This is a genomic window from Microbacterium marinum, from assembly GCF_014204835.1.
Classification (GTDB): domain Bacteria; phylum Actinomycetota; class Actinomycetes; order Actinomycetales; family Microbacteriaceae; genus Microbacterium; species Microbacterium marinum.
Map to the genome: position 1 here is coordinate 1,642,261 of NZ_JACHMD010000001.1, position 14,171 is coordinate 1,656,431.

A 14,171-nucleotide genomic window follows, 5' to 3' on the forward strand; every position below is an offset into this window, starting at 1 on the left:
TCAGGAGAGGCGCTGTCGCACCGTTAGGCTGTAAAGACCGCTCCCGACGACCGCAAGGAGGCTTCGTGACTAACGCGGACACCCCCCAGATGGCCACCGTCACCGTTGGTGACAAGACCGCGAATCTTCCGCTCATCGCCGGAAGCGAAGGGGTTCCGAGTGTCGACTTCGCGACGTTCACGAAGCAGACCGGCCACACCGCACTCGACTACGGCTTCGTCAACACCGCCTCGACCAAGTCCGCGGTCACCTACATCGACGGCGATCAGGGCATCCTGCGCTACCGCGGGTACCCCATCGAGCAGCTCGCGAAGCACAGCACGTACCTCGAAGTCGCCTGGCTGCTGATCTACGGCGAACTGCCCACCGCCGACGAGCTCGCGGGCTGGGACGAAAAGATCCGCCGCCACACGCTTCTGCACGAGGACCTGAAGCACTTCTTCTCGGCGCTGCCGCACACCGCCCACCCGATGTCGGTGCTCTCGGCGGCCACGGCTGCACTGTCGACGTACTACGAGGGCCAGAGCGACCCGCACAATCCCGAGCACGTCGAGCTCAACACGATCCGCATGCTCGCAAAGCTGCCGGTCATCGCGGCCTACGCGCACAAGAAGAGCATCGGGCAGGCGTTCCTGTACCCCGACAACTCGCTGAGCTTCGTTGACAACTTCCTGAAGCTCAACTTCGGCAATCACGCCGAGAAGTACGAGATCAACCCGGTGATGTCGCGAGCGCTCGAGCGACTGCTCATCCTGCACGAGGACCACGAGCAGAACGCGTCCACCTCGACGGTGCGTCTCGTCGGTTCCACCGGCGCGAACCAGTTCTCCTCGATCTCGGCGGGTATCAACGCCCTCTACGGCCCGCTCCACGGCGGCGCCAACGAGGCGGTCCTCGACATGCTGGCGCGCATCCGCGACTCCGGCGAGAGCGTCCAGCGGTTCGTCGAGCGTGTCAAGAACAAGGAAGACGGCGTGAAGCTCATGGGCTTCGGGCACCGGGTCTACAAGAATTACGACCCGCGCGCCAAGCTGGTGAAGGAGTCCGCGGACGAGGTCCTGCGTGAGCTCGGTGTCACCGACCCGCTGCTCGCCCTCGCCAACGAGCTCGAGGACATCGCCCTCAACGACGAGTACTTCAAGGAGCGGCGGCTCTACCCCAACGTCGACTTCTACACCGGTGTGATCTACAAGGCGATGGGCTTCCCCACGCGGATGTTCACGCCGCTGTTCGCGATCGGGCGTCTGCCCGGCTGGCTCGCGCACTGGCGAGAGATGCAGCAGGACCCGCAGACGAAGATCGGCCGCCCGCAGCAGCTGTACGTCGGCGCGACCGAGCGCGACTACCCGCTTCACGGCTGATCGCGCGCTGACCCCCGCGGTCGGGCGACGCGCGCTACAGTGTCGCCATGACGATGCTCTGGGGGGAGTTCATCCCGACCGACGAGATCCCGTTCGATGACACCGGGGTCGGACCGTTCTACGACAACGGCATGGCCGCCGCGCAGAACGGCTTCGGCGCCCTGCTCGGGCTGGTCGTGGTGGTGGCGATCGCCGGCGTGATCTTCTCCGCGGTGGTGGGGATGCGCAAGTACCGCGTCCTGAAGGACGCCGGCGTCGATCCCCTGACGGTGGATGCCGCGATCGCCGCAAAGGTGCTCCGCAGCGACGTCCTCGCACCCGCGACACCGACGGTCACGCCGACGCCGGAGAAGACGCTGGAGGAGCGGCTCGCAGAGCTCGACGACCTCCATGCCCGCGGCGTCATCTCCGACGACGAGCACCGCGACGCGCGCAGCGCCGCCCTGCGGGGCTGAGTCGACGCGACGGGATCAGCGCGTCGGACTCAGGCGTGGAGCTCCGCGTTGAGCGTCACGCCGACACCGTCGCGCCGGACCGCTTCGACGGCGCCCGACAGCGAATTGCGCCGGAAGAGGATGCCGTTCTGGCCCGAGAGCTGGGCGCCCTTCACGACCGGTCGTGAGCCGTCGTGGAGCGGCGCCTCCGCCGAGAGGACGATCTTCGTGCCGGCGGTGACGTACAGTCCCGCTTCCACGATGCAGTCGTCCCCGAGCGAGATGCCGATGCCCGCGTTCGCGCCGAGGAGGGTGCGGGCGCCGATGGAAACCCGGTGCGTGCCGCCGCCGGAGAGCGTTCCCATGATGGATGCTCCGCCGCCGATGTCGCTGCCGTCCCCGACCACCACGCCCTGCGAGATGCGTCCTTCGACCATCGAGGCGCCCAGCGTCCCGGCGTTGAAGTTCACGAAGCCCTCGTGCATCACCGTCGTGCCGGGGGCGAGGTGTGCGCCGAGGCGGACACGTGAGGCATCGGCGATCCGGACGCCGGCGGGCGTCACGTAATCGGTGAGGCGCGGGAACTTATCCACTCCCTGCACCTGGATGCCGGCGCGCTGCAGCGACGGTCGGAGCCGCTCGAGGTCGTCGGGGTGCACGGGGCCTGCGTTGGTCCAGGCGACGTTGGGGAGGTGTCCGAAGATGCCGGTGAGATCGAGTTCGTTGGGGGCGACCAGACGGTGCGAGAGGGCATGCAGACGCAGGTAGGCGTCTGAGGTGCTCGCGGGCGCGGCGTCGAGATCGATGTCGACGACGACGACCTCGAGGGTCACGTCCCGGCGCTCGTCGGCTCCGGCCGCGGCATCCAGCACGGCGGTGTCGGGGGCTGCCGGCGCAGCCCCGAGGGCGGGAGCCGGGAACCAGGTGTCCAGCACCGTCCCGTTCGAGCTCCGCGTCGCCAGTCCAATACCCCACACATGCCGCAAGTCACTCACTCCTCCAGCGTATCGGGCGCGCTCGGGTGCGCCGTCGCGGGAGGCGCTCTGATCGCCGTCGATAGACTGGGCGCCATGCCCACCACGCTCGATCTCCGCGCGTCCTCCGTCGATCTGACCCGCGCTCTCTGCGACGTCCCGAGCGTGTCGGGCGATGAGACGCCCCTCGCCGACGCCATCTTCGCGGCGCTGGAGGGGCTGGACCACCTCGACGTGTACCGCGACGGCGACACGATCGTCGCGCGGACCGCTCTCGGTCGTGCGCAGCGCGTCGCGATAGCCGGTCACATCGACACCGTGCCCATCAACGGCAACGTTCCCACCCGCGACATCGAGATCGATGGCCAGCCGTACCTCTGGGGGCGGGGAACGGTCGACATGAAGGCTGGCGTCGCCGTTCAGCTGAAACTCGCGGCCGAGCTCACCGACCCCCGCGTCGACCTCACCTGGATGTGGTACGACCACGAGGAAGTCGCTGCCGAACTCAACGGGCTCACGCGGCTCGCGGCATCCCGTCCCGATCTGTTCGCCGCCGACTTCGCGATCCTCGGCGAACCCTCCAACGGGCAGGTCGAAGGGGGATGCAACGGCAACCTCCGCGCCATCGTCCGCACCTCCGGAGTACGCGCACACAGTGCGCGTGCGTGGATCGGCGAGAACGCGATCCACAAAGCCGCCCCCATCCTCGCCCGGCTGGCCGAGTATCGACCCCGGGAGGTCTCGGTCGAGGGTCTGGTCTACCGCGAAGGTCTGAATGCGGTGCGGATCGGCGGCGGAATCGCCGGCAACGTCATCCCCGACGCCTGCGAGGTGGAAGTCAACTACCGCTTCGCGCCCAACAAGGACGGCGCAGCCGCCGAGGCGCACGTCAGGGACGTCCTCGCAGGGTTCGAGGTGGAGATCGTCGACCTCGCCGAGGGCGCGCGGCCCGGCCTCGATGCGCCGCTCGCGCAGGAGTTCGTCGCCGCTGTCGGCGCCGTGCCGCAGCCGAAGTACGGCTGGACCGACGTCGCACGGTTCTCGGCGATGGGCGTGCCGGCCGTCAACTACGGCCCGGGTGATCCGCACCTCGCGCACCACGACGAGGAGCGCGTGCCGCTCGCTCAGATCGAGGATGTGGAGCGGGGTCTGCGGGCATGGCTCACCGGCGCCTGACCTCGCCCGCGGTATCGGCGGGGCTCGTCGCCCTCATCTATCTCCTCGCCCGTAGCCTGACCACCCTCTTCTTCTGGTTCGCGGCAGAACTCTCCGGGCCGAACTCCCGCTTCGGTGCCGACGCCACCGTCGGCTCCCTCGCCATGGGGTGGGACAGTCAGTGGTACTGGCTGATCGCGGCATCCGGATACCCGACCGAGCTCCCACTGTCGGAGTCGGGCCAGGTGGCCGAGAACGCATGGGCGTTCATGCCGGTGTACCCGACGTTGTCGCAGGCCCTGGGTGCACTCCTGGGCGGGTACCCGGCGGCCGCGATCACCGTGTCGCTCGTGGCCGGATACCTCGCCGCCCTCACGCTGTTCCACCTGCTCCGGCCACGCATCGGTGCAGGAGCCTCCCTCTGGGCGGTGGCGTTCTTCGCGAACGGACCGCTCGCGGCGCTCTTCCAGATGGGTTACGCGGAGTCGCTCTTCCTCCTCTGGCTGCTCCTCGCACTGTGGGCGCTCACCCGTCGCTCGTTCGGCTGGCTCTACGTCCTCGTTCCGCTGATGGGCTACACCAGGCCGGGCGTCCTGGCCTTCGCGCTGCTGCTCGGCCTCTACGGGATCGCACGATGGTTCGGGCGGTCCGGCGACCCGCTGCCGCGGCGGCAGATCATCCACATCGTCGCGCTCGGCGCGCTCGCGACCGTCGTCGGATTCTCGTGGCAGGTGATCGCGGGCGTCGTGACGGGCGACCCGTCCGCCTATCTCGAGACAGAGCTCGCGTGGCGGCGCAGCTGGGTCGGCGAGGAGGAGGGCTTCGTACCGTTCGGGGGCTTCGTGACCGCGGCCGGGATGTGGTTCGGGCTGTGGGGACTTCCCGAGGTCCTCGGGTACCTCTGCCTGGGCGCCCTCGTGGCGGGAGCGGCCGCGGCACTCCTCTGGTCGCGCCGCGTACGGCTCCAGGGCATGGAGATCCGGCTGTGGGCAGCCAGCTACCTCGTCTACCTCCTCGCGGTGTTCTTCCCGCAGTCGAGCGTCTTCCGTCTTCTCCTTCCGCTCACCCCGATGGTCGGCGCGTTCGCCGCGCCGCGGTCACGATGGTGGCGGTTCGGTGTCCTCGCCGCCTGCCTCCTCGGCCAGTGGTGGTGGATCCACGAGATGCTCGCCCTCGGCGACACCTACTTCCGCATCCCGTGACGGGGGATGTCGGCGACCGCTTTCCCTGCGCCGAACCGGTTCAGCCCACCCGGTAGACTTATCCGGTAGGCCGAAGACGAAAGGGAGCCCCACAATGGCAGCCATGAAGCCGCGCACCGGAGACGGACCTATGGAAGCCGTCAAGGAGGGCCGCCTCATCATCGTGCGTGTCCCGCTCGAGGGGGGTGGACGCCTGGTCGTGTCCGTCAACGACGATGAGGCGAAGGAACTCCACAGCGTCCTGGCGGGAGTCGTCGGCGCAGCCTGACGTCACCACCACACACGAACGGCCGGTCGGGGGACCGGCCGTTCGTCGTTTCTCGACGCGTCAGGCGTCGGGGGCGACCGTCGTCAGCTGCAGGAGTCCCTCGCCGACGATGGAGAGCGCGCCGAGGACTGCAGGCGAGGACTGCGTCTCCTGGATGAGTGAACGGTAGGCCGTCTCGAGCGGACCGCGACGCACCGGGTCGGCCACGGCACCGCCGGCGAGCACGCGGGGGACGAGGACCGTCCCGCCCGAGCGGACCAGACGCAGGCCGTGCTCCACGTATTCGATCACGCCCTCGGGATCGGCATCGACCAGCACGATGTCGTAGGAGGCCTCGTTCATGCGGGGGAGGACGTCCGCCGCCCGCCCGGTGATGAACCGTGCCCGTGCCGCGGGGATCTTCGCGTCGGCGAACGCGGAGCGGGCGACGGCGAGGTGCTCCGGCTCCTTGTCGATCGTGGTGAGGGTCGCCCGGGGCGAGCCGCGCAGCAGCCAGAGGCCCGAGACGCCGCCGCCGGTGCCGATCTCGACGATGTTGAGGGCGCGACTGGCCGCCGCGATGACCGCGCACTGCGCGCCGACGGCTGCGCTCAACGGGTCGGCGCCGATCTCCAGCGCGTGGGCACGCGCCCGCGCGATCGTGTCGGGCTCGACGATCGCCTCGTCGGCATACCTGCGGGTGGCATCGTATTCGGCCATGGTGGGACCTCCGTGTTCAGCCTAGGCGGCGTCACGCAGCGGACGCCTCAGGCGCACGGGTAACCTGGAAGGCATGTCGAACGGGCTCGATCTGGAGAAGATCCTCCTCATCGCGCTCATCGCCGCCGTCCTGCTGGGGCCGGAGCGGCTGCCCGGGTACGCGGCATCCCTCGGCCGGTTCGCCCGGCGTCTGCGGGAATGGCTCGACGGGGCCCGCACCCGGGTCAAGGAGGAAATGGGTCCCGACTTCGACGAGATCGAGTGGCGCAAGCTCGATCCGCGACAGTACGACCCGCGGCGCATCATCCGCGAGGCGCTCATCGAGGAGCCGTCCGTCCGGCCGGTGACTGCTGCGACGGCGACCGAGGCGGCCACGGCGACCGAGGCGGCCACGGCGGTGGTCGCCGAGGCAACGGATGCCGGGCCTCGCTCCCGCTCCGCGGCGACGCCGTACGACACCGAAGCGACCTGATCCGGCTGCGTCAGCTCGGTCGCACGGGAAGGGACCTGCCGGCGAGCGAGCGGCGCTGACCCATGAGCGCGGCACCCACCGCATCGATGGCGACCGCCGCGGCATCCGTGGGAGCGCCCACGACGACCGGCGTGCCGGCGTCGCCGCCGGCACGGAGCGCCGGGCTGAGCGGGACGGAGCCGAGCAGGGGCACGTCGGTGTCGCCGTCGGAGAGCATGCGCGCGACCGCCTCGCCGCCGCCGCTGCCGAACAGATCGAGGACCGTCCCGTCGGGGAGGGTCAGCGGCGCCATGTTCTCCACAACGCCGACCACGCGCTGGCCCGTCTGCCTCGCGACGAGACCGCTCCGCACCGCGACGTCGGCGGCGGCCTCCTGCGGCGTCGTCACCACGAGGACGTCGGCGTGCGGGAGCAGCTGGCCGACCGAGATCGCGACGTCGCCGGTGCCGGGCGGCATGTCGATGAGGAGCACATCCAGATCTCCGAAGTGGACGTCGGTGAGGAACTGCTGCACGGTGCGGTGCAGCATCGGTCCGCGCCACGCCACCGCCGGAGGGGCATCCGGGGGGAGGAACATCCCGATGGAGATGGTCTTCACCCCGAAGGCCACTGGCGGAAGCATCAGCTCGTCGATCCGGGTGGGCTGCGGCGGTCTGCCGTCGGCGTCGACGAGGCCGAGCAGGCCCGGGATAGAGAACCCGTGCACATCTGCGTCGATGAGGCCCACGGCGAGGCCTCGGCCCGCGAGACTCACGGCGAGGTTGGCGGTCAGGGTCGATTTCCCGACGCCGCCCTTCCCGCTCGTCACCGCGATCACGCGGGTCAGCGAGTCCGCGGTGAACGGCATCTGCCGGGGTCCGCGGATCCGTTCGACGAGGGCCGCCCGCTCCGACGGCGTCATGACCCCGACCGAGACGGTGACGTGATCGATGCCCGGGACGGATGCCGCCGCGCCCCGCACATCGCGTTCGATCCGATCCGCGGCGGGACACCCGACGATCGTCAGGGCGATCTCGACCGTCGCGGCGCCTCCGTCGACGGTGATCCCGCGGACCATGTCGAGGTCGCCGATGGGGCGGCGCAGCTCCGGATCGGTGACAGCCGCGACCGCCCGGCGGACGTCGTCGACGTCGGTCACGGCCGTTCGTCCGACGACGTCGGGTCGCGCTCGTCCCACTCCTTCAGGAGCGCGCGCAGCTCCTGTCGCAGCACGTCGCGGGTGACCGTCTCGCTCTGCATGTCGGTCAGCGCCATGCGCAGCGCCACGACCTCGCGGGCGAGGTACTCGGTGTCGGCGAGGTTGCGCTCCGCCCGCTGGCGGTCCTGTTCGATCTGCACGCGGTCGCGGTCGTCCTGCCGGTTCTGCGCAAGCAGGATCAGCGGCGCGGCGTACGACGCCTGCAGGGAGAGCATGAGTGTCAGGGCCGTGAACCCGAGCGCCGCGTCGTCGAAGCGGAGGCTGCCGGGCGCGACGGTGTTCCAGACGATCCAGGCCACGCAGAACAGCGTGAGGATGAGCAAGAACGCCGGGGTGCCCATGGCGCGGGCGATCCACTCCGTGAAGCGGCCGAACCGGTCGCGGGACGGCTGCGGCGTACGCACGAGCACGCCGGTGCGACGGCCGCGCGGCGCCTCGAACCCCGACTTCGGGGCGCGCGCCATCATCGACGCACCGCCCGCTGCGTCGATGCGTCGTCATCGGCGTCGTGAGAGCGCCAGTCGTCGGGGAGCAGATAGTCGAGCACGTCGTCGACGGTGACCGTTCCGACGAGGTGGTGAGCGCGGTCGACGACCGGAAGGGAGACGAGGTTGTAGCTGGCGAGCATCCTCGCCACCTCCGCCGCGGTGGCGGAGACGTGGACGGGCTCCACCGAGTCGTCGATGATGGCCCCCAGTCGCTCGTGCGGCGGGTACCGGAGCATGCGCTGGAAATGGACGACACCGAGGAGTCGGCCCGTCGGCGTCTCGTACGGCGGGAGGGTCACGAAGACGGCCGCGGCCAGCGCCGGGTGCAGCTCGTGGCGGCGGATCAGTGCCAGTGCTTCGGCGACGGTGGCATCCGCCGACAGGACGATCGGCTCGCTCGTCATGAGACCGCCCGCGGTGTCGGGACCGTGCTCGAGCAGGGCGCGGACGTCCTCCGCCTCTTCGGGCTCCATGAGATCGAGCAGCTGCTCGGCGCGGACGTCGGAGAGCGCGCCGAGCACATCTGCGGCGTCGTCGGGCTCCATCGCGTCGAGGATGTCGGCAGCCCGCTCGTCGCCCAGCGCTTCGAGGATGTGGACCTGCTCGTCCTCGGGCATCTCTTCGAGGGCGTCGGCGAGGCGCTCGTCGGGCAGTTCTTCGGCGACCTCCAGAAGTCGCTCTTCGGGCAGGTCGAGCAGCGTGTTCGCGAGATCGGCGGCCTTCAACTCCGAGTACGACGCGACGAGGAGCTCGGCGGACTGGGTCTGCCCGGCGACCTGCTGGTCACGCACATCGCTCCACTGCGCAAAGGTCGTCGGGCCCTTCGCGAAGGGCGAGGCGCTCGTCTTGGGCTTGCGAAGGAAGAGCTGCCCGACCTGCCAGTCGCCGAGGCGATCGCGTTCGATCGCGACGTCCTCGATCACGGCAGAGCCCGAGCCGTCGTTCAGGTGAACGCTCCGCCCGATCAGCTCGGTCATGACACGCACCTCGCCGCCGCGCTGCTCGAACCGACGCACGTTGATCAAGCCCGTCGTGATGACCTGACCGCTCGCGATAGAGGTGACCCGGCCGATCGAGAGGAAGACGTTGCGGCGGCCGGGGATCTCGACGACGAGCCCGACGACGCGGGGCGGATCGTCCTTCCGATAGATGACGACGACGTCGCGGACGCGGCCGAGCCGGTCGCCCGCGGGGTCGAAGACTGCGCACCCCGTCAGGCGTGCGACGAAGACCCGCTGCGTGCTCACCCGTCCAGCGTAGTCCGCGACCGGCCTGCGCACTCCCGGCCGGTGCAGAGGGTCGCGTGTCAAGATGGGCAGATGAGCATGCTGGGTGGGGCCCCGAAGGAGCACGGCGCGACGGTCGCCGAATACACGTCGTACGAGGCCGCGCAGAAGTCGGTGTCGACCCTGATCTCCTCCGACGTCCCGGCGCAGGACATCGCGATCGTCGGCCGCGGGCTGCGGTCCGTGGAGCGCGTCACGGGCCGCCTCGGATACGCAACTGCCGCGCGCTCGGGGGCGATCAACGGCGTGCTCCTCGGATTGCTGTTCGCCGCGATCTTCGTGCTCGGGAGCCCGGGCGCGGCGCTGCAGCTCTTCGTCGGGGTGATGCTCGTGGGCATCGCCCTCGGCATGCTGATGAGCATCATCAGCTATTCGATCATCCGGCGTCGGCGGGATTACACCTCCGTGACCCAGGTGATCGCCGACCACTACGACGTGACCGTCCTCCCGCGCAGCTTCTCGCGCGCGAAAGACCTCCTCGGCCCCGCGGCGGCGCCGCGTACGCCCGCGCCGGTCGATCTCGGCACTCCACCGCGCTACGGCGAGCGGGTCGACCCTGGCTCCGCCGCCGCCCCGGGGGAGCGCGTCGACCCCGCCCCGCCGCCTGTCCCCGAGCAGCCGCGCCCGGCGCCGGGGCCGGAAGAGCCGCCCCGTTACGGTGAGCGGATCGCGCCGACCCCGGCATCCGATCCCGTCCCGCCGGCGGAGGAGAAGGTCGACCCCGCCCCGGAGCCCCCGGCCGAGCCGCCTGCGACGGCCCCGTCGCGGTGATCACGGTCGCCCTGCCCGCGGGGCCCGTCGAGATCGACGACCGGGTCGACGACGCCGACGATGCCTGGGCCGTCGTGGCTCTCGCCCACGGAGCTGGCGCCGGAATGGACCACCCGTTCCTCTCCGGCGCCGCCGCGGCCTTCGCCGGCGCCGGAGTGACGACGGTGCGCTTCACCTTCCCGTATCTGCAGGCGGGGCGTCGGATGCCGGGACCGGCGGCGCACGCGATCGAGACGTGGGCGGCAGTCGCCGACCGCGTGTCGGAGCTCGCCGCGGGCCTGCCGTGGGTGGCGGCAGGCAAGTCCTACGGCGGTCGGATGGCGTCGATGGCGGCGGCCGAGGGTCGTATCGATCCGGCCGCGCTCGTGTACCTCGGGTACCCGCTGCATCCACCGGGGCGACCCGAGAAGGCGCGGACGGTGCACCTGCCCGCTATCAGCGCCCCGCAGCTGTTCCTGGCCGGGACCGCCGATCCGTTCCTCCAGCCGCTGTCCGATCTCGAGGCCGCCGTCGACGCGTGCCAGGATGCCGAGATCGTGTGGACCGAGGGTGGGGGTCACTCGTTCGAGGTGAAGGGTGCCCGACGCACTCCCGAAGAGGTGGGCGCGGACGTCGCACGGTCCGCGCTGCTGTGGCTGCGGACGCGGGTTCAGCGACCCGCGGCGTAACTTTGCATCCCGCGCGGGTTGGCAGCGGCCCAGACCGCGCCGGTCGCGCGGTCCCGACCGACGGCGCACAGTCTGCCGAGAGCCCACTCTCCCGCGAGGACGACGTCGTGACCGCGCGAGCGCAGCTCGTCGACGACGTCGGCGCCGATCCGGTCCTCCACGACGGCGCCGGCCGGCGTCCAGCTGCGGGGCCAGAACGAGTCCACCATCGCGGTCGTGTGCAGTGTCGGCGCATCGATGGCCTCCTGCGCGGAGTAGCCACCCGCGAGCATGCGGACGATCACCGGCAGCTGCCACTGGTCCTGCTGATCGCCACCGGGGGTGCCGAGGGCGATCGTGGTGTCGCCGTCGTGGATGAGGGTGGGGGAAAGCGTCGTGCGCGGGCGCCGTCCCGGCGCGAGTGCGCTGGGCGAAGCGGGATCGAGCCAGGACACCTGCAGCCGGGTGCCGAGGCAGAAGCCGAGCTCGGGGATCGTCGGGGAGGATTGGAGCCACCCGCCCGACGGCGTGACGGCCACGATGTTTCCCCACCGATCGACGACGTCGATCTGGCAGGTGTCTCCTCGTGTCTCGCCGCTCTTCGCGACCGTCGGCTCGCCCGTGCCCGGGACGACCGTGCCGTCGGGGCGCCGCAGCGGGGGCTGCCAGGCGGATCCGTCGGGTGCTGTCGCCGGCCGCCACTGCGCGGATGCCGCATCGCCGAGCTCGCGCCGGCGGGCATCCGTCGCGGAATCGGTGAGGAGCCACTCGACCTGCGCCCCGTCGCCGAAGTGCGCGTCGCGGTCGGCGAGCACGAGTTTGAGAGTCTCGATGATCGTGTGCGCGCCGGCGGGCGTGGCGGGGTCGAGCAGCGCGTCCTCGAGCGGATCCAGGATGCGCAGCGCCGCGAGGAGCGCCGGTCCCTGGGTCCATCCGCCCGCTTTGAAGACGGTGCGGCCCCGGAAGCGCGCACGGAGGGGACGCTCATACCCGGCCTCGAACCCCGAGAAGTCCGCCTCGTCGATGACGCCTGCGTGGTCGCCGCCGGTGGAATGACGGTGGGGCACCGCGGCGAAGGCCGACGCCGCGCGCGCGACGAAGCCGGTGCTCCACTCGCGCCTCGCGGCCTGAATGCGTTCGGCTCGGGATGCCGCGCCGTCGCCCGCGGCCACGAGTCGTTCGAGGACCGCGGCGTAGGCGGGGTTGCGGTGGAGCGCTCCGGCGGCGGGTGCGGCCCCATCGACGAGCCAGAGGTCCGCGGAGGTGGGCCAGTTCTCGCGGAAGAGGTCGGCGACGCGATCGATCGTCGCCGCGGCCTGGGGGAGGAGTGGGTGGCCGTCGCGCGCGTAGCCGATGGCGTAGGAGAGGACGTCAGAGAGCTCCCAGGTACCGTGGTCGCGCAGCAGGATCAGCCACGCGTCGACGGCACCCGGTATCGCGGCGGCGAGGGCCCCGGCGCCGGGGACGAGGTCGAGCCCCTCTGCGCGGAAGTGGTCGATCGTCGCCGCTGCGGGCGCAGGACCCTGGCCCATGAGCACGGTGGGTTCGTCGGCGCCGGCGACCTGGAAGAGGCCGACGAGGTCGCCGCCGGGGCCGTTCAGGTGCGGTTCGGCGATGTGGAGGGTGAATCCGCCCGCGCACACGGCGTCGAAGGCGTTCCCGCCGCGCTCGAGCACGGCCTGTGCGACGGCCGCCGCCGTGGTGTGCGTGGCGGCGACCATCCCGAAGGTGCCCCGAAGCTGCGGGCGGGTCGTGAACGGCGGCGGTGGGGTGAAACTCACCCGCGAACGCCCGACCGGGCGATCCACGCCTCGACGTCGTCGGCCGTACGGGGGATGTCGGCCGAGAGGTTCACCGGTCCGGACTCGGTCATGAGGATGTCGTCCTCGATGCGGACTCCGATGCCGCGATACTCCTCGGGAACGGTGAGATCGTCGATCTGGAAGTACAGTCCGGGCTCGATCGTGAAGACCATCCCGGGCTGCAGCTCGCCGTCGTAGTACATCTCCCGCCGCGCCTGGGCGCAGTCGTGGACATCGATGCCGAGGTGGTGGCTGGTGCCATGCACCATGTACCGGCGGTGCTGGCCGCCGCGGTCGGCGTCGAGGGCTTCGTCGGCCGTGACCGGCAGCAGGCCCCATTCCGAGACGCGTGCCGCGATGACCTCCATCGCCGCTTCGTGCAGCGCGCGGAACCGCACGCCCGGGCGGGCGATGCGGAATGCGGCATCCGCCGCCTCCAGCACCGTCTCGTAGATCTTCCGCTGGATGGGGGAGAACGTGCCGGAGACCGGAAGGGTCCGCGTGATGTCGGCGGTGTACAGGCTGTCGACCTCGACGCCCGCGTCGATCAGGACGAGGTCTCCGGGGACGACCGCTCCGTCGTTGCGGGTCCAGTGCAAGTAGCAGGCGTGGGGACCGGATGCCGCGATCGTGTCGTAGCCCTCGCCGTTGCCGTCGGTGCGCGCGCGCAGGTGGAAGACGCCCTCGATCGCCCGCTCGCCCCGGGGCGTGTCGATGATGCGGGGCAGCTCGGCGACGATGTCGTCGAACCCGCGGGCGGTGGTGTCGACCGCGAGGCGCATCTGTGCGATCTCGAACGGGTCCTTCACGAGCCTCATCTCGGAGACGAACCGGGTGAGGTCGTCGTCCTCGTCGAGGACGAGGTCCGCCTCGGATGCCGCGAACCCGTCGACGTGCGCGGTGGCCAGGCCGAGGTCGGCGGCGACGCCGGCGAGAGAGGGGCGCGGACCGATCCAGAACTCGCCGATGGTGGCATCGGCGTAGAACTCCGTCGTCGTGCGGTCGGCGCGTTCACGGAGATACAGGGTGACGTCGTGTCCGTCGTCGGTGGGATCGAAGACGAGCACGGAGTCCGGCACGGCGTCGGCAGCCCACCCCGTGAGGTGCGCGAAGGCCGAGTGCGCGCGGAACGGGTAGTCGGTGTCGTTCGAGCGCTGCTTGTAGGAGCCCGCGGGGATGACGAGCCGGCGTCCCGGGAACGCGGCGGACACGGCCGCGCGGCGAGCGGTGGCGTAGGGGGCCTGCGCGCGCTGCGGGGGTGTCGACTCGGGACGCTCCGCCCAGCCCTCGGAGATCGTGTCGAGGAAGCCCCGCGGGAACGGCTGCTTGCGGTTCGTGGTCGCGGGGGTGGCGGTCTCGGTCGTCGTCGCGCTGTCGTCCGGTGCGATCGTGTCGCGCTCGTCGGTGCTCATCT

General features: G+C 70.8%; 15 protein-coding genes. 8 read left to right on the forward strand and 7 right to left on the reverse strand.

The window, feature by feature from the left end; all coding sequences use genetic code 11:
* The first annotated feature begins 89 nt into the window (after positions 1 to 89).
* Both BKA24_RS07885 and BKA24_RS07890 read left to right on the forward strand, forming a co-directional pair.
* Positions 90 to 1,361, forward strand: coding sequence for a citrate synthase (locus BKA24_RS07885; RefSeq protein WP_221417552.1), 1,272 nt, complete (start codon positions 90 to 92; stop codon positions 1,359 to 1,361).
* Positions 1,362 to 1,408: 47 nt separating this feature from the next.
* Positions 1,409 to 1,816, forward strand: a complete 408-nt coding sequence (locus BKA24_RS07890; protein ID WP_184216790.1) for an SHOCT domain-containing protein — start codon at positions 1,409 to 1,411, stop codon at positions 1,814 to 1,816.
* A gap of 29 nt (positions 1,817 to 1,845) precedes the next feature.
* Here BKA24_RS07890 and dapD read toward each other — a convergent pair whose 3' ends face one another.
* Positions 1,846 to 2,790, reverse strand: a complete 945-nt coding sequence (dapD, locus tag BKA24_RS07895) for a 2,3,4,5-tetrahydropyridine-2,6-dicarboxylate N-succinyltransferase (protein ID WP_184216792.1) — start codon at positions 2,788 to 2,790, stop codon at positions 1,846 to 1,848.
* Between the two features lie 75 nt (positions 2,791 to 2,865).
* Here dapD and dapE point away from each other — a divergent pair, with 75 nt between their 5' ends.
* From dapE to BKA24_RS07910, 3 genes are all read left to right on the forward strand, one after another.
* Complete coding sequence (gene dapE, locus BKA24_RS07900) at positions 2,866 to 3,945, forward strand: succinyl-diaminopimelate desuccinylase (protein ID WP_184216794.1); 1,080 nt, start codon at positions 2,866 to 2,868, stop codon at positions 3,943 to 3,945.
* A complete protein-coding gene (locus BKA24_RS07905; RefSeq protein WP_184216796.1) occupies positions 3,927 to 5,126 on the forward strand; it encodes a hypothetical protein in 1,200 nt (399 codons plus the stop codon). The genes dapE and BKA24_RS07905 overlap by 19 nt, the downstream gene beginning before the upstream one ends.
* A gap of 94 nt (positions 5,127 to 5,220) precedes the next feature.
* Positions 5,221 to 5,394, forward strand: a complete 174-nt coding sequence (locus tag BKA24_RS07910) for a DUF3117 domain-containing protein (RefSeq protein ID WP_184216798.1) — start codon at positions 5,221 to 5,223, stop codon at positions 5,392 to 5,394.
* A 60-nt stretch (positions 5,395 to 5,454) separates the two neighbouring features.
* Here the strand turns inward: BKA24_RS07910 and BKA24_RS07915 are convergent, their stop codons facing one another.
* Entirely contained in the window at positions 5,455 to 6,093 is a 639-nt protein-coding gene (locus tag BKA24_RS07915) for an O-methyltransferase (RefSeq protein ID WP_184216800.1), read from the reverse strand.
* 73 nt (positions 6,094 to 6,166) lie between these two features.
* Between BKA24_RS07915 and BKA24_RS07920 the strand changes: the two genes are divergently transcribed.
* Complete coding sequence (locus tag BKA24_RS07920; protein WP_246367064.1) at positions 6,167 to 6,565, forward strand: twin-arginine translocase TatA/TatE family subunit; 399 nt, start codon at positions 6,167 to 6,169, stop codon at positions 6,563 to 6,565.
* A gap of 10 nt (positions 6,566 to 6,575) precedes the next feature.
* On the opposite strand, the gene BKA24_RS07925 is transcribed toward BKA24_RS07920, so the two are convergent.
* From BKA24_RS07925 to BKA24_RS07935, 3 genes are read right to left on the reverse strand one after another with little or no spacing between them, the layout of a single operon-like run.
* Complete coding sequence (locus tag BKA24_RS07925) at positions 6,576 to 7,703, reverse strand: P-loop NTPase (protein WP_184216802.1); 1,128 nt, start codon at positions 7,701 to 7,703, stop codon at positions 6,576 to 6,578.
* Positions 7,700 to 8,227 carry a DUF1003 domain-containing protein gene (locus tag BKA24_RS07930; protein WP_184220611.1) on the reverse strand — a complete coding sequence of 176 codons (528 nt, stop codon included), beginning with the start codon at positions 8,225 to 8,227 and terminating at the stop codon, positions 7,700 to 7,702. The genes BKA24_RS07925 and BKA24_RS07930 overlap by 4 nt, the downstream gene beginning before the upstream one ends.
* Positions 8,227 to 9,498 (reverse strand): magnesium transporter MgtE N-terminal domain-containing protein, encoded by a 1,272-nt coding sequence (locus tag BKA24_RS07935; RefSeq protein ID WP_184216804.1) that lies wholly within the window; start codon positions 9,496 to 9,498, stop codon positions 8,227 to 8,229. Before BKA24_RS07935 ends, BKA24_RS07930 begins: the two co-directional genes overlap by 1 nt.
* Positions 9,499 to 9,570: 72 nt before the next feature.
* Here BKA24_RS07935 and BKA24_RS07940 point away from each other — a divergent pair, with 72 nt between their 5' ends.
* Together BKA24_RS07940 and BKA24_RS07945 are read left to right on the forward strand one after the other, a co-directional pair.
* Entirely contained in the window at positions 9,571 to 10,308 is a 738-nt protein-coding gene (locus tag BKA24_RS07940) for a YflT domain-containing protein (protein ID WP_184216806.1), read from the forward strand.
* A complete protein-coding gene (locus BKA24_RS07945; protein WP_184216808.1) occupies positions 10,305 to 10,976 on the forward strand; it encodes an alpha/beta family hydrolase in 672 nt (223 codons plus the stop codon). The genes BKA24_RS07940 and BKA24_RS07945 overlap by 4 nt, the downstream gene beginning before the upstream one ends.
* Here BKA24_RS07945 and BKA24_RS07950 read toward each other — a convergent pair.
* Positions 10,958 to 12,736, reverse strand: a complete 1,779-nt coding sequence (locus BKA24_RS07950; protein ID WP_343066026.1) for a gamma-glutamyltransferase family protein — start codon at positions 12,734 to 12,736, stop codon at positions 10,958 to 10,960. The two genes, BKA24_RS07945 and BKA24_RS07950, sit on opposite strands and share 19 nt — an antisense overlap.
* Positions 12,733 to 14,169: an aminopeptidase P family protein gene (locus BKA24_RS07955; RefSeq protein ID WP_184216810.1), complete on the reverse strand. Its 1,437-nt coding sequence runs from the start codon at positions 14,167 to 14,169 to the stop codon at positions 12,733 to 12,735. The genes BKA24_RS07950 and BKA24_RS07955 overlap by 4 nt, the downstream gene beginning before the upstream one ends.
* Positions 14,170 to 14,171 lie beyond the last annotated feature (2 nt).

What these genes read in the sequence shown, in the direction of transcription:
- BKA24_RS07885 (WP_221417552.1), top strand. Translation starts at nt 90, where the DNA reads ATGGCCACCGTCACCGTTGGTGACAAGACCGCGAATCTTCCGCTCATC.
- dapE (WP_184216794.1), top strand. Translation starts at nt 2,866, where the DNA reads ATGCCCACCACGCTCGATCTCCGCGCGTCCTCCGTCGATCTGACCCGC.
- BKA24_RS07955 (WP_184216810.1), bottom strand. Translation starts at nt 14,169, where the DNA reads ATGAGCACCGACGAGCGCGACACGATCGCACCGGACGACAGCGCGACG.
- BKA24_RS07920 (WP_246367064.1), top strand. Translation starts at nt 6,167, where the DNA reads ATGTCGAACGGGCTCGATCTGGAGAAGATCCTCCTCATCGCGCTCATC.
- BKA24_RS07890 (WP_184216790.1), top strand. Translation starts at nt 1,409, where the DNA reads ATGACGATGCTCTGGGGGGAGTTCATCCCGACCGACGAGATCCCGTTC.
- BKA24_RS07940 (WP_184216806.1), top strand. Translation starts at nt 9,571, where the DNA reads ATGAGCATGCTGGGTGGGGCCCCGAAGGAGCACGGCGCGACGGTCGCC.
- BKA24_RS07910 (WP_184216798.1), top strand. Translation starts at nt 5,221, where the DNA reads ATGGCAGCCATGAAGCCGCGCACCGGAGACGGACCTATGGAAGCCGTC.
- BKA24_RS07930 (WP_184220611.1), bottom strand. Translation starts at nt 8,227, where the DNA reads ATGGCGCGCGCCCCGAAGTCGGGGTTCGAGGCGCCGCGCGGCCGTCGC.
- BKA24_RS07905 (WP_184216796.1), top strand. Translation starts at nt 3,927, where the DNA reads ATGGCTCACCGGCGCCTGACCTCGCCCGCGGTATCGGCGGGGCTCGTC.
- BKA24_RS07915 (WP_184216800.1), bottom strand. Translation starts at nt 6,093, where the DNA reads ATGGCCGAATACGATGCCACCCGCAGGTATGCCGACGAGGCGATCGTC.